Raw genomic sequence first — 23,598 nt, forward strand, 5'->3', positions numbered from 1 at the left:
GCGACCCGGGTTCGAGTCCCGGCTCCAGCAATTTGCTGGATGTAGCTCAATAGGAAGAGCCCCCTTTTTTCCTTACCTTTCTCTTCTGCGGGATGGCACTGAGCCCATTGGCCGCGTCCATACTCCCATTGCGCTAGCTGCCTGTTCCAGTTCGCTCTCACTGAGGCTCAACCCTCCATACACCTTACGAGCGTAGCCCCAAAGCGCCCTCAACCATTGGTCGCTGTTACGCGTTCTGGTGATACTTGCAGGATCCTCTAAGAAATGCTCCACAGCCAGCTCTGCCCATACATTCGGGGGCAGGCCGATCTGCAGGGCAGAATTTATCTCTCGGCCCAACCTTTTCGTTATTGCGAACGATGCAAATATATCGCTCGCAGTGAAGGCGATGGTTTTAGGCAATATGATATCCTGTGGGTGGCGTCCAGCAAGAAGCTCCCAGTCGACCGTCACATCTCCCGGCATACCGTTAACCGCATCGATTAATTGCCTCGAGACCGCTCCGCCCTCGTGGATCGTGGCATTACGCATGTGTCGGAGCAGATGGAATTGCGAAAGTTGCGTTACCGGTAGAGGTGAGCCGAGCGAGCGAAATAGGGTTTCATGCATGTTCCACGCCTTGATATGCCTACCGTGGCTCAGTAAGGGAACACCTGCCCGCCTGACCAGATCCAGCGCAACAGAGACGAAATTTTCGTGTACAGCCAACGCATAAGGAACGGTTACGGCGCCAAGATGAGCGTCCGCGTTTAGAAGCAACTCTCTTGCCGTTTCGCTCTTCAAGCTGAATCTCGCTATATGGTCCACGGCAGGAAAAATCTCAGGTAAAAGCTTATGGGACCCATTCGTCAGCTGAAGTGTGTGTGCTGCAAGTCGAGACCCCGCCAAGAGCGCCATGATGGCATTGTTAGCCTCAACTCTCATGCGAGTATATGTTTCGTAGGCCTTGAAATAGACTTCTGCCACTAAATGCCTCCTCGATGGATCGCTAGTATGCCAGTTATCGCATAGAACGCAGTATCCGCGACTAGTCACCTCGTACGCCGTCGACTCACCGCGTAGCGGCAGCGGGCCGGGGACGCACTGCCCCTGTTGGCTTCGCCGAGCACGCCAAGGTCGCCGAGTACCAGCGGCGCGGCCTGATCCACTACCACGCCGTCATCCGCCTCGACGGACCCACCGGGCCGACCGAGCCGCCACCCGACTGGGCAGACCACCGCCTGCTCACTCAGGCCATCCCGCCCGCCGTCCGCCAGGTCAGCATCACCACACCGCCGAGTGATCTCGGCAGGTGGATCCTCACCTGGGGTGACCAGCTCGACATCCGTCCCATCCTGCTCAATCCCGATGCCGACGGGCTCAGCGAACGAGCCGTCGCCTCTTATATCGCCAAGTACGCCACCAAGGGCGCTGAAGCCTCCGGCACCATCGACCACCGCCTGTCCTGCCGGTCCTGTGCCGGACGCGGGCGGCTAAGCCTGATGACCGCCTGCGGGCAGTGCCACGGCAGCGGTCTCAAACCCGGCTTGGTCCTCGATGCTCTCCCTGTCACCGACCACGCACGACGCATGATCCGTACCTGCTGGGACCTCGGCGCGCGCCCAGAGTTCAGGGCACTACGGCTCCGCCCCTGGGCACACATGCTGGGCTTTCGCGGCCGCTTCTCCAGCAAGAGCCGCGCCTACTCGCTCAAGCTCACCGACCTGCGCAACGCCCGCGCAGCACACCGCGCCGCCGAGGCCCGCGAGCGCTACGGCCTGCCAGCCCTCGACGACGCCACCACACTCGTCCTCGGCCACTGGCGCTTCGCCGGAATCGGCTACACCCCAGGCGAAGCGATCATGGCCGAACACATCCGCCAGCGTGTCCAGACCGCCCGCCAGATCGCGGCAGAGCAGGCGGATGGATGACCCCACCCCTACCCGCCCATGATCGGCGGCTCTACCGCGTCTGCGAGGCCATGCACCTGCTCAGCCTCAGCCGCAGCGTGATCTACGAACTCATCCGCTCGGGACGGCTCCGCTCCGTCACCCAGGGGCGTACGCGCCTCATCCCCGCCTCAGCCATTGAGGACTACATCGCTCTACTCGAACAGGAGGCTTCATGACCGAACGACGCAGCCGGGGCGACGGTGGCCTGCACTGGGACGAGAAGCGGCAACGCTGGATCGCCTCGGTGACGGTCGGCTACACCCCGGCCGGCAAGCGCATCGTCAAGAAGGCCAGCGGCAAGACCAAGACCGAAGCCAAGGCCAAGCTCAAAGAGATCATCCGCGACTACGAGGACGGTCTGGCCATCGCGCCGACCAACTACACCGTGACTGACGCGGTGCGCTACTGGCTGGAACACGGCCTCGGCGCGAGGTCGGGGGCCACGGTGAAGATGTACAACACCTACGCCGACAAACATGTCATCCCTGCCCTGGGTGCTCGCAAGCTACGCGATCTCTCAGTGGAGGATGTCGACAAGTGGCTCGCTGGCAAGACCGGCGAGTTGGGCACCCGGTCGCTGAAGTTGATCCACGGCATCCTCAACCGGTCGGTCAAGAGCGCCATGCGCCGTGACAAGGTGAAGAGGAACGTCGTGGATCTCTGCGACATCCCGGAGGGGCGCGCCGGTCGTCCGTCCAAGGCTCTGACGCTGGCCCAAGCTCTCGCCGTCCTCACGCAGGCGGAGAAGAGCGGCGAGCGCATGCGGGCCTACATCGTCTTGTCCCTGCTGATCGGCGCTCGCACGGAGGAGCTGCGGGCGCTGCTCTGGTCGCACGTCGTGGCGTACGACGAGAGTCGTGCCGCCTGGCTGCCGGTGGCTCAGGCGGGCTGGGAGCACAGTGACTTCGCGGTCTACGTCTGGCGGTCCGTCCGGCAGAAGGGCGACACCAAGACCGTGAAGTCCCGCCGGTCACTCAAGCTGCCCCAGCGCTGCGTGGACGCGTTGCGCCTCCTCAAGGAAGCCCAGGACGTCGCGCGGGAGAAAGCGGGAGACCGATGGCAGGACACAGACCTTGTGTTCTGCACACGGACAGGAACGCCGGTCACGGCCCACAACGTACGACGCGACTTCCGGAAGGTCGTCGAGGCGGCAGGGCTCACCGGACGGGAGTGGTCACCTCGTGAGCTACGGCACAGCTTCGTGTCCGTACTGTCAGACTCCGGCGTCCCCATCGAGGACATCTCGCGCCTGGTGGGCCACTCCAACACGGTGGTCACGGAGACGGTCTACCGGCACCAGATCCGGCCCGTGATCATGCAGGGAGCTGCGGCGATGGACAAGATCTTCGGGAGTTAGTCACTCACTTAGTCACTCGGACGCCGTTTTCAAGATCAGAGATCCAATGTTTTCGCAGGTGGGCGGTACTGGGTTCGAACCAGTGACCCCTCGCTTGTAAGGCGAGTGCTCTACCGCTGAGCTAACCGCCCCTGATCGGCACTACACCTTACGACACCAACGGCTCCGACCGCACATCCACCGTCCACCCCGGGCCCAGGTCCGGGCGGCCTGCGGCGCGCCAGCCGAGGAGGGCCGCGCCGAGCATGCCGGCGTCGACTCCGAGGGCGGACGGGTGCAGGGGTGGGGCGTCGCGGAAGGCGAGGCGTTTGACGAGGCGGGTGCGGACGGGGTCGAGGAGGGCGGGGCCGGCCTCGGCCAGCCCGCCACCCAGCACGATCATGGAGGGGTCGAGCAGCAGCGTGTACGTGGCCAGCGCCAGCGACAGGGCCTCGACCGCTTCGTCCCACACCTCGATGGCCATCGGGTCGTCGGAGGCGACCACCTGCTCGGCCCGTATGCCTTCCTGGCCGGAGCGGAGGCTGTAGCGCCGGCCGACGGAGGCGGCGGAGGCGTACGTCTCCAGGCAGCCGAACTGGCCGCACGCGCACTGCTCGCCGTCGGGGAAGACCGGGATGTGGCCGATCTCGCCGCCCCAGCCGGAGGCGCCGCCGTACGGCTCGCCGCGGACGATCATCGCGCCGGCGATGCCCGTGCCGATGGGCAGGAAGAGGAAGTCGGGCACGCCTCGCCCGGCGCCGAGGACGCTCTCGGCGAGGCCACCGGTGCGGACGTCGTGGCCCAGCATGACGGGGACGTCGAGCGGGGTGAAGTCGGTCGCGGGGACGTTCGTCCAGCCGAGGTTGGCGGCGTAGAGCGCGGTGTCCGCCGACACCAGGCCGGGAACGGCCAGGCCGACGCCGGCAGGGCGGCCGTCGCCGGAGGCGGCCAGGTGGCCGATGAAGTCGCGGATGGCGGTGACGACGGCTTCGGGGCCCTGCTCGCGCGGGGTGGGCCGTCGCTCGCTCAGCAGCACCGCGCCGGCGTCGCTGACCAGGCCGCCCTTCATGGACGTGCCACCGACGTCGAGCGCCACGACGAACGAACTAGGTACGGACACGGTACGAGACGATAGCGCAGGTCAGTACATGTCCGGAAAGCCCGGGTCAGCTGCGCCCGAGCACCCGGTCGAGCGCGGCCTCGACCTCGGCCGACAGCCCGGGCGGCGGCGCCGAGCAGGCGAACTCGCGCGCCCGCGCCGCCCGCACCGCGCCGCAGGAGCGGCACTCGACCTCGCCGAGCCGGCAGATCAGCGCCGTGGAGCCGCACGTGCCGCAGGCGTCGAGGTCGAGGTCGTGCCCGCCCTGGCAGTCCGGGCAGATGAGCACCTGGGATTCCTGGCGCACGCCTCGCTTCCACGGGCTGGCGCCACGGACGGGGTCCGTCTGCCGGGCCCCGCAGCGGTAGCAGGGCATGGTGTCCCTCCGTCTAGGCGATCCGTCTAGGCGATGTCGGCGAGTGCCTCGATGTAGGCGGCGACGTCGCGCGCCTGCCCGATCGGACTGACCACCGACCAGCGGACCACACCCTCGCCGTCGATGACGAAGGTGCCCCGGCGAGCGTGGCCCTTCGCCTCATCGAAGACACCGTACGCCCGCGCGACCTGTCCGTGTGGCCAGAAATCGGAGAGCAGCGGGAACGTGTAGCCCTCGCGATCCGCCCACGCCCGCTGGGCGAACACCGAGTCGACGGACACGGCCAGCACCTGCACGTCGGAGGTGAAGCCGGCGGAACGCAGCGCCGCCAGCTCGCTCTGGCACACCCCGCTGAAGGCAAGCGGATAGAAGACCAGCACGACCTTCCTGCCCCGAAGGCCTGACAGCCTCATCGGAGTGCCGTGCTGGTCCTGAAGCTCGAAGTCCGGAGCCTGGGCGCCCACCGCGACCGGATGCGTCATCACGGACGTACATCCTGCCCTACGGTCGTCGCTCGGGCTCCCTAACGCCGGCCCTTGGGCGTCACGAGCCTGGTCCCCGACCAGTCAGGGGCCGCGGAGATGCTGCTGGTCTGCGAGAGACCCGCGGTCGTGGCATCCTCCCCGATGTCGCTCGGCTCCACATGGCCTTCGCGTCCGGCCTTGGGAGTGAGCAACCAGATCTGGCCGCCGTCGGCGAGTGCACGCATGGCGTCGCTCAGGACGTCGAAGAGGTCTCCGTCGCCGTCACGCCACCAGAGCAGCACCACGTCGACGACGTCGTCGGTCTCCTCGTCCAACAGCTCGTTGCCGGTCAGGTCCTCGATGGAGTCGCGAAGCTCGTCGTCGACGTCCTCGTCCCAACCGATCTCCTGCACCACCTGACCCGGCTTGAGGCCGAGTCGTTCGGCCAGGCCGCGCTCGCCCTGCGCCTGACCCGCGGTCGCGCTCACGTTTATCCCTCCTGCTTGAGTGGCCCCGCTTGTGCGGTTATCGCTTCGGGACAGTCCACACGCTGTGACCCTCGGTCGTCAACGGTCGCCACGGGTACGGCCGTGGTCCGTCGATGTCAATCGGCCAGAAATGACAGGCGAACCTGGCGTTGCGCGTTGTCGACATTCAGGTCGACGAGCGCGATCGACTGCCAGGTGCCCAGCGCGAGCCGACCGCCTAACACGGGGACGGTGGCGTAGGGCGGGATCATCGCGGGCATGACGTGCGAGCGGCCGTGGCCGCGGGAGCCGTGGGCGTGCCGCCACCGGTCGTCGGCGGGCAGCAGGTCGCGCAGCGCGGCGAGCAGGTCGTCGTCGCTGCCCGATCCCAGCTCCATGAGGACCACACCGGCGGTCGCGTGGGGGACGAAGACGTGCAGCAGCCCGTCCTGCCCCTGCTCACGCGCGAACGCGGCGCACTCCGCGGTGATGTCGTGCACCGTCTCGCGTGAACCCGTGGCCACGGAAAAGATCTGGGATCTCACACGAGAATTCTACTGAGGCACGACGACGGCGTCCGGACCGGGAAAGACCAGCCCGGTGTGGCCGTCGTCGAACCGCACGATGTAGGGCGGGCCGCCGTTGGGGCCCTGCACCTCGAGGATGACCCCGCTCCGGTCCCGTTCGCCCACGGTGTTGCCGTGGACGAGGAGCCGGTCGCCTACCGTCGCATTCATACCTCCAGATTCGTACGCGCCGGGCCGGGCGAGAAGAGGCCGCCCGGGCACCTCCTCAGAGAGAGGGGGAATCCTGACCCAACCGTTACGCTTCGGGCCGACACGCCCGGGCGGCGCCGATCCCGCCGGCCCGGCCGCGCGGACCGTGTCGTACGGGTGCCGCGGCGCCGGTTGCGGCATGTCCCGCCCGGCACGGGATCGGTGGCGGACCCGACCGGGAAAGAGGCTTCGGCCTGCGGGAGGACGCCCCGGCGGGAGGCCGCGGCGGGGCGTGCGGCTAGACTCGCGCGACGCCCTCGCTCCCCCGCTGGTGACGCCCCTTCTCCTTCGGGGGATACTCCAGACATGAGGGCGAAATTTCCAAGGTTTTCCGGACTTGTTAAATTGACGGCCCAATGTAACCTTGGCCTCGGATTCGTCCTACCACCGGTGGTCTAGGCCACCGATAGCCGCCCTGCCAGCGGGGACGTCCTGGTTACCGGCCAGTAGAGATGCACTTTCTACGGCAAGCGACCAGGATGGAAGGCGACCCAGACCAGACATCAGTCATCCTCGGAAGGCGAGACCCAGTGGCTTCCGGACGCCAGCGATTCTCGATCATCAGCGACGGCCTACCCAGCCAACTGCCTGATGTCGATCCCAGCGAGACCAACGAGTGGCTCGAGTCTCTCGACAACGTCGTCAAGACCGAAGGCCGCACCAGAGCCCGCTACCTCATGCTGCGCATGCTGGAGCGGGCCCGCGAGCACCAGGTCGGCGTGCCGGGCCTGCGCAGCACCGACTACATCAACACGATCCCGCCGGAGCGGGAGCCGTGGTTCCCGGGCGACGAGCACGTCGAGCGGCGCATCCGCGCCTACATCCGCTGGAACGCCGCGATCATGGTGACGCGGGCGAACGCCCGGACCAACGTCGGCGGCCACATCGCCACCTACGCCTCCGCCGCGTCGCTCTACGAGGTGGGCTTCAACCACTTCTTCCGCGGCAAGGACCACGGCGAGTCAGGTGACCAGGTCTTCTTCCAGGGCCACGCCGCCCCCGGCATCTACGCGCGCGCCTTCCTCGAGGGCCGCCTCAACGAGGCGCAGCTCGACGCGTTCCGGCAGGAGCTGTCGCACGGCTTCCACGGCCTGCCCTCCTACCCGCACCCGCGGCTGATGCCCGACTTCTGGGAGTTCCCGACCGTCTCCATGGGCCTCGGCCCGATCGGCGCGATCTACCAGGCGCGGTTCAACCGCTACCTGCTCAACCGCCAGGTCAAGGACACCAGCCGCAGCCACGTCTGGGCGTTCCTCGGCGACGGCGAGATGGACGAGCCCGAGTCCCTCGGCGCGATCGGCCTGGCCGCCCGCGAGGAGCTCGACAATCTCACGTTCGTCATCAACTGCAACCTGCAGCGGCTCGACGGCCCGGTCCGCGGCAACGGCAAGATCATCCAGGAGCTGGAGTCCTACTTCCGGGGCGCCGGCTGGAACGTCATCAAGGTCGTCTGGGGCCGCGACTGGGACCCGCTGCTGGCGGCCGACGTCGACGGTGTCCTGGTCAACCAGATGAACACCACGCCCGACGGCCAGTTCCAGACCTACTCGGTCGAGTCGGGCGGCTACATCCGCGACAACTTCTTCGGCGGCGACCCGCGCCTGCGCAAGATGGTCGAGCACCTCAGCGACGACGACATCCGCAAGCTGTCGCGCGGCGGGCACGACTACCACAAGGTCTACGCGGCGTTCAAGGCCGCCCGCGAGCACGTCGGCCAGCCGACGGTCATCCTCGCCCAGACCATCAAGGGCTGGACCCTCGGCAAGGACTTCGAGGCGCGCAACGCCACGCACCAGATGAAGAAGCTCACCAAGGCCGAGCTGAAGGAGTTCCGCGACCGGCTCTACCTGCCGATCCCCGACTCCGCCCTCGAAGGTGACCTGCCCCCCTACTACCACCCGGGCGAGAACGACCCCGAGATCGAGTACATGAAGGAGCGCCGCGCGGCGCTGGGCGGCGTGCTCCCCAAACGCGTCGTGCGCGCCAAGCCGGTCAAGCTGCCCGCCGACTCCGTCTACGACCAGTTCGGCAAGGGCTCGGGCAAGCAGCAGGTCGCCACCACGATGGCGTTCGTACGCCTGCTGAAGGACCTCATGCGCGACAAGGAGATCGGCCACCGGTTCGTGCCGATCATCCCCGACGAGGCGCGGACCTTCGGCCTCGACGCGATGTTCCCCACGGCCAAGATCTACTCCCCGCACGGCCAGACGTACGAGGCCGTCGACAGGGAGCTGCTGCTGTCGTACAAGGAGTCGACCGAAGGTCAGATCCTGCACGAGGGCATCAGCGAGTCGGGTTCGATGGCCTCGGCCATCGCGGCGGGCACGGCCTACGCCACGCACGGCGAGCACATGATCCCGATCTACATCTTCTACTCGATGTTCGGCTGGCAGCGCACCGGCGACTCGATGTGGCAGATGGGCGACCAGATGGGCCGCGGCTTCCTGCTGGGCGCCACCGCCGGCCGCACCACGCTCAACGGCGAGGGCCTGCAGCACGAGGACGGCCACACGCCGCTCATCGCCTCGACCAACCCGGCGGCCATCTCCTACGACCCGTCGTGGGCGTTCGAGATCGCGCACATCGTCAGGGACGGCCTGCGCCGGATGTACGGCGACCAGCCCGAGGATGTCTTCTACTACCTGACCGTCTACAACGAGCCCTACCAGCAGCCGCCGCAGCCGGCCGACCTCGACGTGCAGAGCCTGCTCAAGGGCCTGTACAAGTTCGCCGACGGCCCCGCGACGCAGGGCCCGAAGGCCAACATCCTCTCCTCCGGCGTGGCCGGGCCGTGGGCGGTGGAGGCCCAGCGGATGCTGGCCGAGGACTGGGGCGTGTCGGCCACGCTGTGGTCGGCGACCTCCTGGACGGAGCTGCGGCGCGACGCGCTGGCGTGCGAGGAGCACAATCTGCTCAACCCCGACGCCGACAAGCGCGTCCCGTTCGTCACCCAGGCGCTCTCGCAGGCGCAGGGACCGTTCGTGGGCGTCAGCGACTACATGAAGGCCGTCCAGGACCAGATCGCCCAGTGGGTCCCGGGTGACTGGTCGTCGCTGGGCACCGACGGGTTCGGCCTGTCCGACACCCGATCGGCGCTGCGCCGCCACTTCCACGTCGACGCCGCGTCGATCACGCTGGCCGTGCTGACCAGCCTGGTCAAGCGGGGCGAGCTCAACGGCGAGGTGCTGCGCGAGGCGATCGCCCGCTACCACCTCAAGAACGGCGTGACCGAGGCCGGTGGCGCCGAGAGCAACGACACCCAGTCGATGGGCGTCTGACCGCACCCGCGCCAGGGGCGCCCTCCGCGAGGCTCGCGGAGGGCGCCCCTTCCGCGTAAAGAACCATGGCGCAGTACGTGCCGTCCCACCCCTCTTGGCGCGGTCTCACGTATTGTGGGCACTACTTCCCCCGGAAACGTCTAGGGGGAAGTTTCATGCGTCATGTCCTTGCCGTTGTCACGCTGAGCGTGTCCGCCATGGCCTGCGCCGGCACGGCGAAGCCCGACACCGATCCCAAGGGCACCGTCCCACCCATCTCCTGGGGCCCGTGCACGGACATCAGACGGCCTGACGGCCAGCCACCCGTCCAGCAAGACCCGAACGTCCGCTGCGCGAAGCTGGCCGTGCCGCTCGACTACGCCAACCCCGAAGTCGGCACGATCCAGCTCGCGTTGATCAAGGTCGCGGCCACGGACCCGGCCCAGCGGCTGGGCTCACTGGTGTTCAACTTCGGCGGCCCCGGAGGCTCGGGCGTCGACACCCTGGACCAGGCCGCCAAGTCGTTCGCCACCCTGCGCACCCGTTACGACCTGGTCAGCTTCGACCCGCGCGGGGTGGAACGCAGCGCCGGCGTGCGCTGCGGCACCGGCGCCGACATGGACCGCTGGTTGGCGCTCAACACGCTGCCCGCCAACCGGCGCACGCGCGCGGCCGGCACGGCGGCCAACCGCGAGTTCGCCCGGCTCTGCCAGCGCGACTCCGGCCGGGTCCTGCCGTACGTCGGCACCGTCAACGCCGCCCGCGACATGGACCTGCTGCGCACCGCGCTCGGCGACGCGAAGCTCAACTACCTGGGCATGTCGTACGGCACGCACCTCGGGGCCGTGTACGCCACCATGTTCCCCAAGAACGTGGGCCGCATGGTGCTCGACGCCCCGCTCGACCCCACGGTCACCTTCCGCGAGCGCACCCTGGCCCAGACGCGCGGCTTCCAGGACGCCTACCGCACCTTCCTGCGCTGGTGCGTCAAGGAGGGCTGCGAGATCGGCAAGACCGCGCAGGCCGCCAACGCCAACGTCGACCGCCTGATGAACCGGCTGGTCAAGAAGCCGCTGCCGGTCACTGGCCGCCAGCTCACCCAGGGCCTGGCCTCCACCGGCGTCGCCGCCGCGCTCTACTCGGAGCTGTCCTGGCCGTTCCTGGAGAAGGCGCTCAGCCAGGCGATCAAGGGCCGGGGCGAGACGCTGATGTACCTGGCCGACGCCTACACCGGTCGTAACCCCGACGGCACCTACACCACGCAGATGTCCAGCTTCCCGGCGATCACCTGCGTCGACACCGCCGAGCGGCCCGACGAGGCGCACCTGGAGGGCACCTGGCAGGCGGCGCTGCGGATCTCGCCGCTGTTCGGCAGTGAGGGCTCGGGCGGCCTGTGCAGCATCTGGCCGGCCCGCGGCAGCAACGAGGCCAAGGAGGTGGACGCCAGCGGCTCCGCGCCCATCGTGGTCGTCGGCGGCAAGGGCGACCCCGCCACGCCGTACCAGTGGGCGCCCAGGCTGACCAGGCAGCTCAAGACCGCCACCCTGGTCACCTACGAGGGCGAGGGGCACGGCGCCTACGGCACGGGCAGCCCCTGCATCCGGCGGGCCGTGGACGGCTACCTGCTCAACGGGAAGGTGCCCGGCCGCAACGTGAGCTGCCCGGCGGCCTGACCCGCCCCTGGCGGGCGTGGAGACGACGATGCCGCGACAGCCGACCTGACGCACGGCCCAGCGTTACGCACAGCCCGGCGTGACATGCGAGGGGACGTGACATGCGAGGGGGCGTGACATGCGAGGGGGCGTGACATGCGAGGGGGCGTGACATGCGAGGGGGCGTGACATGCGAGGGGGCGTGACATGCGAGGGGGCGTGACATGCGAGGGGGCGTGACGTGAGAAGCGGCGTGACCTAGTGTCGATCATGTGACCGCCGACAGCACGCCCACCGACGGCGCGGGCCGCGTGAGGACTCACCTGGCCCGCGTCCGCAGCGAGACCGACCGCCTCGTCGAGCTGGTCACCGGTGCCGACCCCGGCACGCCGGTGACCACGTGCCCCGGCTGGACCCTCGCCGACCTGGTCACCCATGTCGGCACCACGCACCGCTGGGTGACCCACATCCTCGAACACCGGCTCCAGGAACGGATCTCGTCGCGCGAGGTGCCCAGCGGGCTCGCCGACGGCCGGAGCGGCGACGCGGCCTGGCTCGCGGAGGGCGCCGGCAGCCTGCTGGCCACGCTCTCCTCGACCGACCCGGACCTGCCGGTGTGGACGTGGGGCTCCGGCCGCTCGGCCGCGTGGTGGGCGCGGCGGATGGCCTGCGAGCTGCTGGTCCACCGCGTCGACGCCGAGCTCGCCCTCGGCGTCGAGCCGGACGTCCCCGTGGCCGTGGCGCTCGACGCGACCGACGAACTGCTCACCAACCTGCCGCACGCCCGGTGGGTCACCCGGCGCCTGGCGGAACTGGACGCCGTGGGCGCCACCCTTCACCTCCACGCGTCCCCCGTCGAGGGCGAGCCACCGGCCGCGGGCGAGTGGACGCTCACCCAGGGCCCCGACGGGGCCCTCACCTGCGCCCGCGGGCACGCCAAGGCCGACGTCGCGGTCCGCGGCCCGGCCGGGGACCTGCTGCTGATGGTGTACGGCAGGCGCTTCGCCGACACCCTCACCGTCCACGGCGACCGCGCCTTCCTGGACCGCTGGCTGGAACGAGCCGCCCTCTGACGGCGCCGGCCCATGTCCGGCCCCGGGCCCGGGGCATCAGCACCGGATCCTGGACGCGCCGCCGCTCGGCGGTCGGCGGCGAGTCCAGGAGGGCCGCCGTGACGCGGCCCGGTGCACGGGCTCAACGCTGAACCCGTGTGAACGGGACCCGACCGGCGGGGAAGGCGCCGGCACGGACCCCGCCCCGGTCAGGACCTCCGGTGGAAGACCCCGAAGAGGCTGCCCGACGGGTCGCGCAGATAGGCGAAGTCGGTGCCGGCACCGTCGTCGACCACCTTCATGACGACCTTGCCGCCGAGCTCCTCCGTCTGGCGGCAGGTCTCCTCGACGTCGGCCACGAGCACGTGGAAGACCGCGTGGTCGGGGAACTCGCCCCGGGTGTTGAACAGGCCGCCCACCGGACCGTCGCCACCGGGGTGAGCGATCAGCCGGTAGTCCAGCGGGCCCCCCTCGGGGGCGAAGGTCCAGCCGAACAGCCCGCCGTAGAAGCGCTCGGCGCTCCCCGGGTCGGCCGTCGCCACCTCGAACCAGGTCACCGCGTTGTTCATCGTTTCCTCATTTCCTCGAACAGGACAACGATCCAACGGCGAGGCGACAACCCTATGTCGGTGTTTCCTCTTGACTTGTAGAACATGTGTGCTCAGTCGAGCACGGCTCCCTGGACGATCAGCTCGGGGGCGTCCGTGGCGAACCGCTCCACGGGCCGGTCGGGGCAGCGCTCGTCGGTGACCACCGCGCCGGCGATGCGGTCGAGCCGGAAGACGCGCACGTCGCCGCGCAGCCGGCACCAGGCCACGAGATACCAGAAGCCGCCCCGCCCGCCCAGGAACACCCCCGGCTCCACCTCCCGCGAGGTCAGAGCGCCCTTGGCGTCGGCGTAGTCGAGCCTGAGCACCCGGCGGCGCAGGAGCGCCTCCTCTATCGCGCGCTGGACGCCCTCGGCGCCCAGCGGCCGCTCGGCGCCGCCCGGCTCGGCGATCATCTGGACCCTGCGTGCCAGCTCCCTGGCCAGCTCGCCCTCCCGGCCCGGCATCGCCGCCACCACCTTGCGTAACGCGCTGCGCGCCTGCCGGCCGAACGGCTGGTCACCCGCCCGGCTGAGCGCCACGGCGATCGCCACGGCCTCGGCCGGCGTGAAGTTGAGCGGAGGGAGCGACATCCTCTTGTCGAGGGCGTAGCCGCCCCTGCGCCCCGGCTCGGCGTAGATCGGCACCCCCGACTCCTGCAGCGCGGCGATGTCACGCTCGATGGTGCGGACGCTCACCTCGAACCGCTCGGCGAGCTCGCGTGCTGAACGGCAGCGTGGGGAGATCGCTCGCAGGTCCTCGACGAGCGCGTACAGCCGGTCGGTACGATTCACAACCCGGACGCTACGCGCGGCCACCGACAATCGCGTGTCCGCCACCGCCCTGGCCATCCGCCCGTCACCACCACGCCACCCCCTTCTCACTCCCGGGCGCCGGCCCCACGCGCTCCGCCCGCCTCCCCGGGCCGCCTCCCCTGGCCGCCTCCCCTGGCCGTCAACGGCGCGCGGTCCAGGCGAGGACATCGGCGAGGGGCCAGGTGTTGACGACGCGATCGGCCGGGATCCCGCACAGCGCCGCCCGTTCGCAGCCGAACCGCTGCCAGTCGAGCTGCCCCGGCGCGTGCGCGTCGGAGTCGATCGCGACATGGCACCCCATCTCGTACGCCAGCCGCAACAGCCGCTTGGGCGGGTCGAGCCGGTCGGGCCGGGAGTTGACCTCGACGGCCACGCCGAAGCGGCGGCACGCCTCGAAGACCAGCTCGGCGTCGAACTCCGACTCGGGCCGCCGCCCGCCCCGCCTGCCGTCGCCGCGTACGACGCGCCCGGTGCAGTGGCCGAGCACGTCCACGGCGGGGTCGGCGACCGCCGTCACCATGCGGCGGGTCATCTCCTCGCGCTCCATGCGCAGCTTGGAGTGGACGCTCGCCACGACGACGTCGAGCCGCCGCAGCAACGCCGGTTCCTGGTCGAGCGTGCCGTCGGGGTGGATGTCGACCTCGATGCCGGTCAGGATCCGGAACGGCGCGAACCGCTCGTTGAGCCGCGCCACCTCGTCGAGCTGGCGGCGCAGCCGGTCGGGCGGAAGTCCACGGGCGACGGTCAGGCGCGGCGAGTGGTCGGTCAGCGCCCAGTACTCGTGGCCGAGCGCCCGCGCGGTCTCGGCCATCTCGTCGATCGGCGAGCCGCCGTCGGACCAGTCGGAGTGGCTGTGCAGGTCGCCGCGCAGCGCCGTGCGCAGCGCGGCCGCCTCCTCGTCCAGGTCGGCGCCCGCGGTGTCGCGCAGCCGCCGCAGATAGGTGGGCACCTGCCCGGCGAGCGCCTCGGTGATCACCAGGGCGGTGACCTTGCCGATGCCCGGCAGCCCGGGCAGCGCGCCGGATCCGGCCAGCCGTTCGAGCTCGCCGGGCGGCAGACCGGCGGCCACGGCGGAGGCGCGGCGGAAGGCGCGCACCCGGTACGTCGGCTCTCCCGCGCGCTCCAGCAGGAAGGCGATCTCACGCAGCGCCTCGACCGGTGTCATGGGGAACTCCTACCCCCTGGACGTTCGTCCCTTTTGCAGATTGATGCGACACGAACGTCGCCGATATGCTGTTCGGCCAATGAGAGCAGGAGCTTGATGGCGCACCCCAAACCCTCCGGCCGGCAGCAGAAGCCGCCGGGCAAGTCGTCCAAGGTCATCACGCTGTCGGTCATCGGCGTGGTGTCCCTCATGGTGGTCGGGTTCTGCTCGGCCGTGCAGGATGACGAGGTCGAGGCCGACTGCGTCAACATGGAGATGCGGCTGCCCGACGGCAGCTACGAGGTCGTGGACGACGACTACTGCGACGACGACCGGGGCCACGCCACCTACTACCGCGGCTCGCACGGCGCCTACCGCTGGTACTACGGCGGCAACCGGGTCGGCAACCGGGTGAGCAGGGGCACCACCCTCCGCCCCTCCGACGTGGAGATCAACTCCCGCAGCGGCAAGTCCATCCAGCGCGGCGGCTTCGGCAGCAAGTCGAGCAGCGGGAGCTGACGCGTGCGACGCGAGCGCGGGACGCCCCGGCCCGGCTGGGACAAGATCATCGAGAGTCAGGGGCTGGCCTACCATCGGGCCGCCCACCCCGAGGGGCTGAGCCGCCCCTACTGGGACGAGTCCGTCCATTACGTGTTCTCCATGGACGAGGTGGAGGCGCTGGAGGCGCAGGTCGAGGAGCTGCACGAGATGTGCCTGCGCGCCGCCGACCACGTCGTCGAGACCGGCCGCTTCGCCGAGTTCGCCATCCCGGAGTGGGCGGCCGACGACGTCGCGCGGTCGTGGGAGCGCCGCGACCCCCATCTGTACGGGCGCTTCGACCTGCGCTACGACGGCACGGGCCCGGCCAAGCTGCTGGAGTACAACGCCGACACGCCGACCTCGCTGCTGGAGTCGTCGGTGATCCAGTGGTTCTGGCTGAAGGACACCCACCCCGACGACGACCAGTGGAACTCCGTCCACGAACGGCTCATCGACCGCTGGTCGGCGATGACGCTGCCGCCCGGCCCCACCCACTTCGCCTGGACCAACATGGACGAGACGGGCGAGGAGGCGATGACCCTGGCCTACCTGCAGGAGACCGCCGACCAGGCGGGCCTGCACACGGTCGCCCTCGCCATGGAGGACATCGGCTGGGACTCGCTCAACCGTCGCTTCGTCGACGTGGAGGAGCGGATGATCCGCTCGGTGTTCAAGCTCTACCCGTGGGAGTGGATGCTGGCCGACCAGTTCGGGCGGCACGCCGTGCGGCACGCGACCTGGATCGAGCCGCTGTGGAAGGCGCTGCTGTCCAACAAGGCGCTGCTGGCGGTCCTGTGGGAGCTGCATCCGGGGCATCCGAGCCTGCTGCCCGCCTACCTCGACGGGCCCCGCGAGCTGACCTCGTACATCTCCAAGCCACTGCTCGGCCGGGAGGGCGCCTCGATGCGGATCGTCACCCCGGACGGCGGCCAGGAGACGCCCGGCGGCTACGGCGAGGAGGGGTACGTCCACCAGGCCTTCGACGCGCTGCCCGACTTCGACGGCCAGCGTCCCGTGCTCGGCGCCTGGGTGGTCGCCGACGAGCCGGCCGGGCTGGGCATCAGAGAGACCTCCGGACTCATCACCGACGACACCTCCTCCTTCGTACCTCACCGAATCGAGCGACCATGACCCTGCTGGAAACCCTTCTGCGCGGCTCGGGTGCCATCGCCGCGTACGCCGCCGTCGGCGTGATCTTGATGATCGTCGGCTTCTACGTGATCGACCTGGCCACGCCGGGCAAGCTCAGCGCGATCATCCGCACCGAGCGCAACCCCAACGCGACGCTGCTGGCCACCTCGGCGCTGGCCGCCGTGGGGCTCATCGTGGCGGCGTCCATCTGGTCGTCGGGCGGCCGGCTCGCCGAGGGCCTGGCGGGCACCGCGGTGTTCGGCCTGGTCGGCATCGTCGTGCAGACGGTGGCCATGCTCGCCTTCGACAAGGTGGTCGGCATCTCGGTGCGCGAGCTGGTCAAGGAGCCGGAGCTGCAGCCGGGCGCGCGGCTGCTCGGCGTCACCCACCTGGCGATCGGCCTGATCACCGCCGTCGCCGTCATCTGACCCCCGTCGACCCTCATCCGGCCGCCCTCATCCGGCCGCCCTCGTCCGACCGCCCTCGTCCGACCGCCGCCCGACCACGCCCCCGTGTCCCGCGCCCCGTGCCCTTCCCGTCTCCGCGGCGGCTCGGGACACGGGGACACGGCTCGGGGACACGGCTCGGGGACACGGCTCGGGGACACGGCTCGGGGACACGGCTCGGGGACACGGCTCGGGGACACGGCTCGGGGACACGGCGCGGCCTCACCGCGCCCTGCGGGCCGAGTCACCGGCGGGACCTGGCAGGCTAGAGGCGTGACAGACCGGACCCGGGAGGACACCACACGCAGGCTGGAGCGGGCCATGGGCTCGCTCGGCACGGCGGCGATGGCCCGCATGGACGAGCAGCTTCCGTGGTTCCGCGCGCTCAGCGCCGAGGACCGCTCGTGGGTGGGCCTGGTGGCCCAGGCGGGCATCGCGGCGTTCGTCGAGTGGTTCCAGCACGCGGGCGAGGATCGGCCGACGCCCAGCATCGAGTTCTTCGGCACGGCGCCGCGCGAGCTCAAGCGTTCCATCTCGCTCCAGCAGACCGTGGACATCGTCCGGATCGTGGTCGAGGTGGTCGAGGCGCAGACCGACGAACTGGCCGCGCCGGGCGGCGAGGACCAGCTCCAGCAGGCCATGCTGCGCTACACCCGCGACGTGGCCTTCGCCGCCGCGCAGGTCTACGCGCGCGAGGCCGAGGCGCGCGGTTCCTGGGACTCCCGGCTGGAGGCCCTCATCGTGGACGCGCTGGTGCGGGGCGAGGTGGACGACGGCCTCCACTCGTGGGCCGCGGCGCTCGGCTGGACCTCCGCCCCCGTGGTCGTGATCGCCGGCCACGCCCCCGACGACGACCCGCGCGCGGTGATCGACGGGCTGCGCGAGAAGGGCCGCCGCATCGGCATGGACCTGCTCGCCGGGGTGCAGGCCGACCGGCTCATCGTGATCGTGGGCGGCGCCGACAGCGTCCAGCACGCCGCCAGGCAGGTCGTGGCCCGCTTCGGGGCCGGCCCGATCGTCATCGGCCCCGAGGTGCCCGACCTGCACGCCGCCGCCCGCTCCGCCAGGGCCGCCCTGGCCGGGCTGAAGGCGTCGGCGGGCTGGCCGGACGCGCCGCGCCCGGTGCACGCCGACGACCTGCTGGCCGAGCGGGCGCTGGACGGCGACGAGGACGCCAGGGAGCAGCTCGTCGAGAACGTCTACCTGCCGCTGGCCGGCACGCCGCTGCTCGACACGCTGGCGACCTACCTGGAGCAGGGCACCTCGCTGGAGGCCACGGCGCGGCTGCTGTTCGTCCATCCGAACACGGTCCGCTACCGTCTGAAGAAGATCACCGAGCTGACCGGCTACCAGCCGACCGAGGGCCGCTCCGCGTTCACCCTGCAGGTGGGGCTCATTCTGGGCCGGCTCGCCGAGTCCGCGGCGACGTGGCGGGCCCTAACGTAATCCGCCCGAAACGCTCACTGTGGAGAACCTACAAAAGACCTTGGACAAAGTTCGTACGCTTCCTTAGCCGCGTGTCGGGGTTCTACAGGGCAGGGTTGATTTCGTGCTTGCAATCGTCGCGCCGGGCCAAGGCGCTCAGACCCCAGGTTTCCTGACGCCCTGGCTTGAGGTGCCCGGTTTCGCCGACCGGCTCGCCGGTTGGTCCGAGGTCACCGGCCTCGACCTGATCGCCTACGGCACCACCGCGGGCGCCGACGAGATCCGCGACACCGCCGTGGCCCAGCCGTTGCTGGTGGCCGCCGCGCTCGCCTCGGCCGAGGCACTCGGCGTCACGCCCGGCGTGCTTGCCGGGCACAGCGTGGGCGAGTTCGCCGCCGCCGCGCTGTCCGGGGCGCTGACCGCCGAGCAGGCGCTGGCCCTGGTGCGCGAGCGCGCCCAGGCCATGGCCAAGGCCGCCGCCGTCACCGAGACCGGCATGACCGCGGTGCTGGGCGGCGTCGAGGCCGACGTGCTGGCCGCCGTCGAGCGGCACGGCCTGACCCCCGCCAACATCAACGGCGCCGGCCAGATCGTCGCCGGCGGCACTCTCGAACAGCTCGCCGCGTTCAAGGACGACGCCCCGGCGCGCGCCCGGCTCATCCCGCTGTCCGTCGCCGGCGCCTTCCACACCGCCCACATGGCGCCGGCCGTCGCCCACCTGCGCGAGGCGGCCGCCGCCGTCGCACCCGCCGACCCCTCGGTCACGCTGCTGTCCAACGCCGACGGCCGGGCCGTGACGGGCGGCGCCGACCTCGTCGAGCGGCTGGTCGGGCAGGTCAGCAGCCCCGTCCGATGGGATCTGTGCATGACCGCCATGGCCGAGCTGGGCGTGACCGCGATCATCGAGCTGCTGCCCGGCGGCACCCTCACCGGCCTGGCCAAGCGCGGGCTGCGGGGCGTGGCCACCGTCGCGCTGAAGACCCCCGACGACCTCGACGCTGCCAGGGAGCTGACCAAGTGAGGATTCCCGACGTCGCTTCCGGCGCGAAGGTGCTGGCCTTCGGCCACTACCAGCCGGCCACCATCGTCACCAACGACGACCTGGCCCGGACCATGGACACCAACGACGAGTGGATCCAGTCCCGGGTCGGCATCAAGGAGCGCCGCATCGCCCCGGAGGGCGAGTCGGTCGAGGACATGGCCGTGCAGGCCGGCGGCAAGGCGCTGGCCGCGAGCGGGCTGTCGTCCGCCGACATCGACCTGGTGATCGTGGCCACCTGCACGCTGGAGAGCCAGATCCCCAACGCCGCCGCCGTCGTCGCGCACCGCCTCGGCATCCAGTCCCCCGGCGCGTTCGACGTGAACGCCGCCTGCGCCGGGTTCTGCTACGCGCTCGCCACCGCCAGCGCCGCCGTCCGCGGCGGCGCCGCGCGCAACGTGCTCGTCATCGGGTCCGAGAAGCTCTCGCAGTGGATCGACTGGACCGACCGCGCGACCGCCGTGATCTTCGCCGACGGCGCGGGCGCCGCCGTGGTCACCGCGTCCGACACGCCCGGGATCGGCCCGGTCGTATGGGGCAGCGCCGGCGACAGGTCCGACGCGATCATCATCAACGACCGCGACAGCTTCCTGCACCAGGAGGGCCAGACCGTCTTCCGCTGGGCCACCACCGCGCTGCACCCGGTGGCCAGGGAGGCCTGTGAGCGTGCCGGGGTAGACCCCTCGCAGCTCGCCGCGTTCGTGCCCCACCAGGCCAACCTGCGCATCATCGAAGCCATCGCGCGCAAGCTCGGCGCCGACAACGCCGTGATCGCGCGTGACATCGTCACCGCCGGCAACACCTCCGCCGCGTCCATCCCGCTCGCGCTGTCGCGCATGCTGGAGCGCGGCGAGGTCCGCTCGGGCGACCTCGTGCTCGCCCTGGGCTTCGGCGCCGGCCTGACCTACGCGGGCCAAGTGATCGAGATTCCGTAGGATCCGGTACGGCTCACGCCGCACCCGTCAGCTCGTACGGCGTGAGCCGTACCGAACCAGGAAAACAAAGGAGAACCAACGACATGGCTGCCACCGAGCAGGAGATCCTCGCGGGCCTCGGCAAGATCATCAACGAGATCACCGGCATCCCGGCCGGCGAGGTGACCCCGGACAAGAGCTTCGTGGACGACCTCGACATCGACTCGCTGTCCATGGTCGAGATCGCCGTGGCCGCCCAGGACGAGTTCGGCGTCGAGATTCCCGACGACCAGCTGAAGAACCTGAAGACGGTCCAGGACGTCCTCAACTTCATCAAGAACTAGCGGCCCGGCCCTCAACGGGCCGGCCCGCCCAACGACCCTCAGATCGACAAGGAGCGCGAAAACGTGAGTGCGAACCGGGTACGTGTCGTCGTCACCGGGCTCGGCGCGACGACGCCCGTCGGTGGAGACGTCACCTCGACCTGGTCGGCGCTCCTCGCCGGTCAGTCGGGCATCAAGACGATCACCGAGGACTGGGTCGACACCGTCCCCGTGAAGTTCGCGGGGACGGCCGCGGTCGACCCGGCCGAGGTGCTCCCCCGGCCGGAGGCGCGCCGCCTCGACCGCAGTGAGCAGCTCGCGATGGTCGCGGCCCGCGAGGCCTGGCAGGACGCGGGCGCCCCCGAGGTGGCGCCCGAACGGCTCGGCGTCGTGGTGTCCAGCGGCATCGGCGGCATCAACACCACGCTGTCGGCCTACGACATCTACAAGGAACGCGGCTGGAACCGCCTGTCGCCGTTCACCGTGCCGATGCTCATGCCCAACGGCCCCGCGGCCTGGATCGGCCTCGACCGCGGCGCCCAGGCCGGCGTGCACGCGACGGTGTCCGCCTGCGCCTCCGGCGCGGAGGCCATCGGCTACGCGATGGACATGATCAGGGCGGGCCGCGCCGACGTGGTCGTGGCGGGCGGCACCGAGGCCGCTATCCACGGGCTCAACGTGGCGGCCTTCGCCGCCGCCCGCGCCATGTCCACCCGCAACGACGACCCGGCCGGGGCGTCGAGGCCGTGGGACCGCGACCGCGACGGGTTCGTGCTCGGCGAGGGCGCCGGCATCGTCGTGCTGGAGTCCGAGGAGCACGCCAGGGCGCGGGGCGCCCGCGTCTACGCCTACGCAGCCGGGGTCGGCTACTCCGCCGACTCCCACCACATCACCCAGCCGGAGCCGGAGGGCCGCGGCGTCATCATGGCGATGACGCAGGCGCTCACCGACGCCGGCGTCACCGGCCTCGACGTCAAGCACGTCAACGCGCACGCCACCTCGACGCCCGCCGGCGACGTCATCGAGGCGCAGGCGGTCGCCAAGGCCATCGGCACCCACCCGCTCGTCACCTCGACCAAGTCGATGACCGGCCACCTGCTGGGCGGCGCGGGCGGCATCGAGTCCGTCTTCACGGTCAAGGCGCTGCACGACCGGATCGTGCCGGCCACCATCAACCTCGACAGCCCCGACGACGGCATCGAGGTGGACCTGGTCCACGGCGCCAACCGCCCGCTGCCCGCCGGCGACATCGCCGCGGTCAACAACTCCTTCGGATTCGGCGGGCACAACGTGGCCGTCGTCTTCACTGGAGCTTCATGACCGTGCTCGACAACAGGGGCGTGACGCGGGGCTCCGTCGCGGAGCCCGCCGATCCCCGCGATCCGGTCGTCCGGCTGACCGCGCTGCTCGACGAGGGCTCGCTGCGGCTGATCACTCCTCAGGACAAGAGCGGCGTGCTCGCCGCCACGGGCCGCGTCGAGGGTGTCCCTGTCGTCGCGTTCTGCAGTGACGCCCGCTTCCAGGGCGGCGCGATGGGCAGCGAGGGCTGCGAGCACATCGTGCACGCCTACGACGTGGCCGTCCGCGAACGGGTGCCGGTCATCGGGATCTGGCACTCCGGCGGTGCGCGACTCGCCGAAGGCGTCGAGTCGCTGCACGCCGTCGGCCGGGTCTTCGCCGCCATGACCAAGGCGTCCGGCGTCGTCCCGCAGATCTCCGTGGTCGTCGGCGCCGCCGCCGGCGGCGCCGCCTACGGCCCGGCGCTCACCGACCTGGTGATCCTGGCCGACGCCGGCCGGATCTTCGTCACCGGGCCCGACGTGGTGCGCAGCGTCACCGGCGAGGACGTCGACAGCGCCGCCCTGGGCGGCCCCGAGCCGCACAGCAAGCGCAGCGGCGTCGTGCACGTCGTCACCGCGACCGAGGCCGACGCGCTGGTCAAGGCGCGGCAGCTCGCCGTGCTCCTCGGCCACCAGGGCCGGGTGCGCGTCTCCGACGTGGCGGAGGTCGACTTCTCCAGCCTGCTGCCCGAGTCGGCACGCCGCGCCTACGACGTCAAGCCGCTGGTCAACGGCCTGCTCGACGAGCCCGGCGTCGAACTGCACCCCCAGTGGGCGCGCAACGTCGTCACCACCCTCGGCCGTCTCGGCGGCCGGACCGTCGGCGTGGTCGCCAACAACCCGCTGCGGCTCGGCGGCTGCCTCGACGCCACGTCCGCCGAGAAGGCCGCCCGGTTCGTGCGCATGTGCGACGCGTTCGGAGTGCCGCTGGTGGTCCTCGTGGACGTGCCGGGCTACCTGCCGGGCGTCGGCCAGGAGCACGACGGCGTGGTCCGGCGCGGAGCCAAGCTGCTGCACGCGTTCGCCGAGGCGTCGGTCCCGCGAGTCACGCTGGTCACCCGCAAGGCGTACGGCGGGGCGTACGTCGCGATGAACTCCCGCGCGCTCGGCGCGACCAAGGTGTTCGCCTGGCCGACGACGGAGGTCGCGGTCATGGGCTCGGTGGCCGCGGTACGCATCCTCAAGCGGCGCGAACTGGCTGCGGCCTCCGAGGAGGAGCGGGCCGAGCTGGAGCAGCGTCTGGCGCGGGAGCACGAGAAGCTCGCCGGCGGCCTGGCCCGGGCGCGGGAGATCGGCGTGATCGACGAGGTCATCAAGCCCGAGGAGACACGCGGCGCGATCGCCAAGGTGCTCGCCCAGGCGACCCCGGCCAGGGGCGCGCACGGCAACATCCCCCTGTAGGACCCGCTCTGTAGGACCCGCTGACACGCGAGCGGCCCCGCACCGATGACCGGTGCGGGGCCGCTCGCGTGTCCGGGCCGCTC

Annotated in this window: 24 protein-coding genes, 1 tRNA gene and 1 pseudogene; 15 read left to right on the plus strand and 11 right to left on the minus strand. The window is 70.5% G+C overall.

From position 1 onward, the window contains the following. Positions 1–72 precede the first annotated feature (72 nt). Positions 73–966 carry a hypothetical protein gene (locus ACGF0J_RS25960; RefSeq protein WP_393149594.1) on the minus strand — a complete coding sequence of 298 codons (894 nt, stop codon included), beginning with the start codon at positions 964–966 and terminating at the stop codon, positions 73–75. Between the two features lie 149 nt (positions 967–1,115). Here ACGF0J_RS25960 and ACGF0J_RS25965 point away from each other — a divergent pair. The 3 genes and pseudogenes from ACGF0J_RS25965 to xerC all read left to right on the plus strand — a co-directional run. Continuing rightward, positions 1,116–1,910: pseudogene (locus ACGF0J_RS25965) on the plus strand (replication initiator); the annotation flags it as partial. Further along, on the plus strand, positions 1,907–2,107 hold the full coding sequence (locus ACGF0J_RS25970) for a helix-turn-helix domain-containing protein (RefSeq protein ID WP_345387630.1): 201 nt from the start codon (positions 1,907–1,909) through the stop codon (positions 2,105–2,107). The pseudogene ACGF0J_RS25965 and the gene ACGF0J_RS25970, both read left to right, overlap by 4 nt. Beyond that, positions 2,104–3,288, plus strand: a complete 1,185-nt coding sequence (gene xerC, locus ACGF0J_RS25975) for a tyrosine recombinase XerC (RefSeq protein ID WP_393149595.1) — start codon at positions 2,104–2,106, stop codon at positions 3,286–3,288. The genes ACGF0J_RS25970 and xerC overlap by 4 nt, the downstream gene beginning before the upstream one ends. A gap of 59 nt (positions 3,289–3,347) precedes the next feature. Here xerC and ACGF0J_RS25980 read toward each other — a convergent pair. The 7 genes from ACGF0J_RS25980 to ACGF0J_RS26010 form a co-directional block, all read right to left on the minus strand. Then, a tRNA-Val gene (locus tag ACGF0J_RS25980) sits at positions 3,348–3,419 on the minus strand. Between the two features lie 17 nt (positions 3,420–3,436). Further along, positions 3,437–4,387 (minus strand): ROK family protein, encoded by a 951-nt coding sequence (locus ACGF0J_RS25985; protein WP_393149596.1) that lies wholly within the window; start codon positions 4,385–4,387, stop codon positions 3,437–3,439. A gap of 46 nt (positions 4,388–4,433) precedes the next feature. Beyond that, entirely contained in the window at positions 4,434–4,673 is a 240-nt protein-coding gene (locus ACGF0J_RS25990; RefSeq protein ID WP_393149597.1) for a hypothetical protein, read from the minus strand. Positions 4,674–4,768: 95 nt separating this feature from the next. Beyond that, the gene (locus ACGF0J_RS25995) at positions 4,769–5,224 is read right to left on the minus strand and encodes a peroxiredoxin (RefSeq protein ID WP_393149598.1); all 456 of its coding nucleotides are present in this window, start codon (positions 5,222–5,224) and stop codon (positions 4,769–4,771) included. A 41-nt stretch (positions 5,225–5,265) separates the two neighbouring features. Further along, positions 5,266–5,694: a DUF3052 domain-containing protein gene (locus ACGF0J_RS26000; RefSeq protein ID WP_185087024.1), complete on the minus strand. Its 429-nt coding sequence runs from the start codon at positions 5,692–5,694 to the stop codon at positions 5,266–5,268. Between the two features lie 116 nt (positions 5,695–5,810). After that, the gene (locus tag ACGF0J_RS26005) at positions 5,811–6,218 is read right to left on the minus strand and encodes a secondary thiamine-phosphate synthase enzyme YjbQ (RefSeq protein ID WP_393149599.1); all 408 of its coding nucleotides are present in this window, start codon (positions 6,216–6,218) and stop codon (positions 5,811–5,813) included. 9 nt (positions 6,219–6,227) lie between these two features. Then, the gene (locus ACGF0J_RS26010) at positions 6,228–6,410 is read right to left on the minus strand and encodes a DUF1918 domain-containing protein (protein ID WP_101788506.1); all 183 of its coding nucleotides are present in this window, start codon (positions 6,408–6,410) and stop codon (positions 6,228–6,230) included. Positions 6,411–6,979: 569 nt separating this feature from the next. Here ACGF0J_RS26010 and aceE point away from each other — a divergent pair. From aceE to ACGF0J_RS26025, 3 genes are all read left to right on the plus strand, one after another. Then, the gene (gene aceE / locus ACGF0J_RS26015; RefSeq protein WP_393149600.1) at positions 6,980–9,727 is read left to right on the plus strand and encodes a pyruvate dehydrogenase (acetyl-transferring), homodimeric type; all 2,748 of its coding nucleotides are present in this window, start codon (positions 6,980–6,982) and stop codon (positions 9,725–9,727) included. Positions 9,728–9,882: 155 nt separating this feature from the next. Next, the gene (locus ACGF0J_RS26020) at positions 9,883–11,379 is read left to right on the plus strand and encodes an alpha/beta hydrolase (RefSeq protein WP_393149601.1); all 1,497 of its coding nucleotides are present in this window, start codon (positions 9,883–9,885) and stop codon (positions 11,377–11,379) included. A gap of 251 nt (positions 11,380–11,630) precedes the next feature. After that, complete coding sequence (locus tag ACGF0J_RS26025) at positions 11,631–12,431, plus strand: maleylpyruvate isomerase family mycothiol-dependent enzyme (RefSeq protein ID WP_393149602.1); 801 nt, start codon at positions 11,631–11,633, stop codon at positions 12,429–12,431. A gap of 188 nt (positions 12,432–12,619) precedes the next feature. Here the strand turns inward: ACGF0J_RS26025 and ACGF0J_RS26030 are convergent, their stop codons facing one another. From ACGF0J_RS26030 to ACGF0J_RS26040, 3 genes are all read right to left on the minus strand, one after another. After that, positions 12,620–12,979, minus strand: a complete 360-nt coding sequence (locus ACGF0J_RS26030; protein ID WP_393149603.1) for a VOC family protein — start codon at positions 12,977–12,979, stop codon at positions 12,620–12,622. A gap of 92 nt (positions 12,980–13,071) precedes the next feature. Continuing rightward, the gene (locus ACGF0J_RS26035) at positions 13,072–13,791 is read right to left on the minus strand and encodes a helix-turn-helix transcriptional regulator (protein ID WP_393149604.1); all 720 of its coding nucleotides are present in this window, start codon (positions 13,789–13,791) and stop codon (positions 13,072–13,074) included. A gap of 160 nt (positions 13,792–13,951) precedes the next feature. Beyond that, complete coding sequence (locus ACGF0J_RS26040; protein WP_393149605.1) at positions 13,952–14,977, minus strand: PHP domain-containing protein; 1,026 nt, start codon at positions 14,975–14,977, stop codon at positions 13,952–13,954. A gap of 96 nt (positions 14,978–15,073) precedes the next feature. Here ACGF0J_RS26040 and ACGF0J_RS26045 point away from each other — a divergent pair, with 96 nt between their 5' ends. From ACGF0J_RS26045 to ACGF0J_RS26085, 9 genes are all read left to right on the plus strand, one after another. Then, positions 15,074–15,475 (plus strand): hypothetical protein, encoded by a 402-nt coding sequence (locus ACGF0J_RS26045; protein ID WP_393149606.1) that lies wholly within the window; start codon positions 15,074–15,076, stop codon positions 15,473–15,475. Between the two features lie 3 nt (positions 15,476–15,478). Further along, positions 15,479–16,627 (plus strand): glutathionylspermidine synthase family protein, encoded by a 1,149-nt coding sequence (locus tag ACGF0J_RS26050; RefSeq protein WP_393149607.1) that lies wholly within the window; start codon positions 15,479–15,481, stop codon positions 16,625–16,627. Beyond that, positions 16,624–17,055: a DUF350 domain-containing protein gene (locus ACGF0J_RS26055; protein ID WP_393149608.1), complete on the plus strand. Its 432-nt coding sequence runs from the start codon at positions 16,624–16,626 to the stop codon at positions 17,053–17,055. The genes ACGF0J_RS26050 and ACGF0J_RS26055 overlap by 4 nt, the downstream gene beginning before the upstream one ends. 339 nt (positions 17,056–17,394) lie before the next feature. After that, positions 17,395–18,519: a PucR family transcriptional regulator gene (locus tag ACGF0J_RS26060; RefSeq protein ID WP_393149960.1), complete on the plus strand. Its 1,125-nt coding sequence runs from the start codon at positions 17,395–17,397 to the stop codon at positions 18,517–18,519. 103 nt (positions 18,520–18,622) lie between these two features. Continuing rightward, a complete protein-coding gene (locus ACGF0J_RS26065; RefSeq protein WP_393149609.1) occupies positions 18,623–19,519 on the plus strand; it encodes an ACP S-malonyltransferase in 897 nt (298 codons plus the stop codon). Then, entirely contained in the window at positions 19,516–20,472 is a 957-nt protein-coding gene (locus ACGF0J_RS26070) for a beta-ketoacyl-ACP synthase III (RefSeq protein WP_393149610.1), read from the plus strand. The genes ACGF0J_RS26065 and ACGF0J_RS26070 overlap by 4 nt, the downstream gene beginning before the upstream one ends. Positions 20,473–20,555: 83 nt before the next feature. Continuing rightward, the gene (locus tag ACGF0J_RS26075) at positions 20,556–20,795 is read left to right on the plus strand and encodes an acyl carrier protein (RefSeq protein WP_101788494.1); all 240 of its coding nucleotides are present in this window, start codon (positions 20,556–20,558) and stop codon (positions 20,793–20,795) included. 63 nt (positions 20,796–20,858) lie between these two features. After that, a complete protein-coding gene (gene fabF / locus ACGF0J_RS26080) occupies positions 20,859–22,094 on the plus strand; it encodes a beta-ketoacyl-ACP synthase II (RefSeq protein ID WP_393149611.1) in 1,236 nt (411 codons plus the stop codon). Further along, the gene (locus ACGF0J_RS26085; protein ID WP_393149612.1) at positions 22,091–23,515 is read left to right on the plus strand and encodes an acyl-CoA carboxylase subunit beta; all 1,425 of its coding nucleotides are present in this window, start codon (positions 22,091–22,093) and stop codon (positions 23,513–23,515) included. The genes fabF and ACGF0J_RS26085 overlap by 4 nt, the downstream gene beginning before the upstream one ends. Positions 23,516–23,598: the final 83 nt, after the last annotated feature.

Origin of the sequence: Nonomuraea sp. NPDC047897, assembly GCF_043204415.1 — a bacterium.
Classification (GTDB): domain Bacteria; phylum Actinomycetota; class Actinomycetes; order Streptosporangiales; family Streptosporangiaceae; genus Nonomuraea.

Bases quoted from the DNA above. Each gene is read 5' to 3' on its own strand.
- ACGF0J_RS25970 (WP_345387630.1), top strand. From the start codon at position 1,907: ATGACCCCACCCCTACCCGCCCATGATCGGCGGCTCTACCGCGTCTGC.
- xerC (WP_393149595.1), top strand. From the start codon at position 2,104: ATGACCGAACGACGCAGCCGGGGCGACGGTGGCCTGCACTGGGACGAG.
- ACGF0J_RS25995 (WP_393149598.1), bottom strand. From the start codon at position 5,224: ATGACGCATCCGGTCGCGGTGGGCGCCCAGGCTCCGGACTTCGAGCTT.
- ACGF0J_RS26010 (WP_101788506.1), bottom strand. From the start codon at position 6,410: ATGAATGCGACGGTAGGCGACCGGCTCCTCGTCCACGGCAACACCGTG.
- ACGF0J_RS26020 (WP_393149601.1), top strand. From the start codon at position 9,883: ATGCGTCATGTCCTTGCCGTTGTCACGCTGAGCGTGTCCGCCATGGCC.
- ACGF0J_RS26030 (WP_393149603.1), bottom strand. From the start codon at position 12,979: ATGAACAACGCGGTGACCTGGTTCGAGGTGGCGACGGCCGACCCGGGG.
- ACGF0J_RS26040 (WP_393149605.1), bottom strand. From the start codon at position 14,977: ATGACACCGGTCGAGGCGCTGCGTGAGATCGCCTTCCTGCTGGAGCGC.
- ACGF0J_RS26045 (WP_393149606.1), top strand. From the start codon at position 15,074: ATGGCGCACCCCAAACCCTCCGGCCGGCAGCAGAAGCCGCCGGGCAAG.
- ACGF0J_RS26055 (WP_393149608.1), top strand. From the start codon at position 16,624: ATGACCCTGCTGGAAACCCTTCTGCGCGGCTCGGGTGCCATCGCCGCG.
- ACGF0J_RS26060 (WP_393149960.1), top strand. From the start codon at position 17,395: ATGGGCTCGCTCGGCACGGCGGCGATGGCCCGCATGGACGAGCAGCTT.
- ACGF0J_RS26075 (WP_101788494.1), top strand. From the start codon at position 20,556: ATGGCTGCCACCGAGCAGGAGATCCTCGCGGGCCTCGGCAAGATCATC.
- ACGF0J_RS26085 (WP_393149612.1), top strand. From the start codon at position 22,091: ATGACCGTGCTCGACAACAGGGGCGTGACGCGGGGCTCCGTCGCGGAG.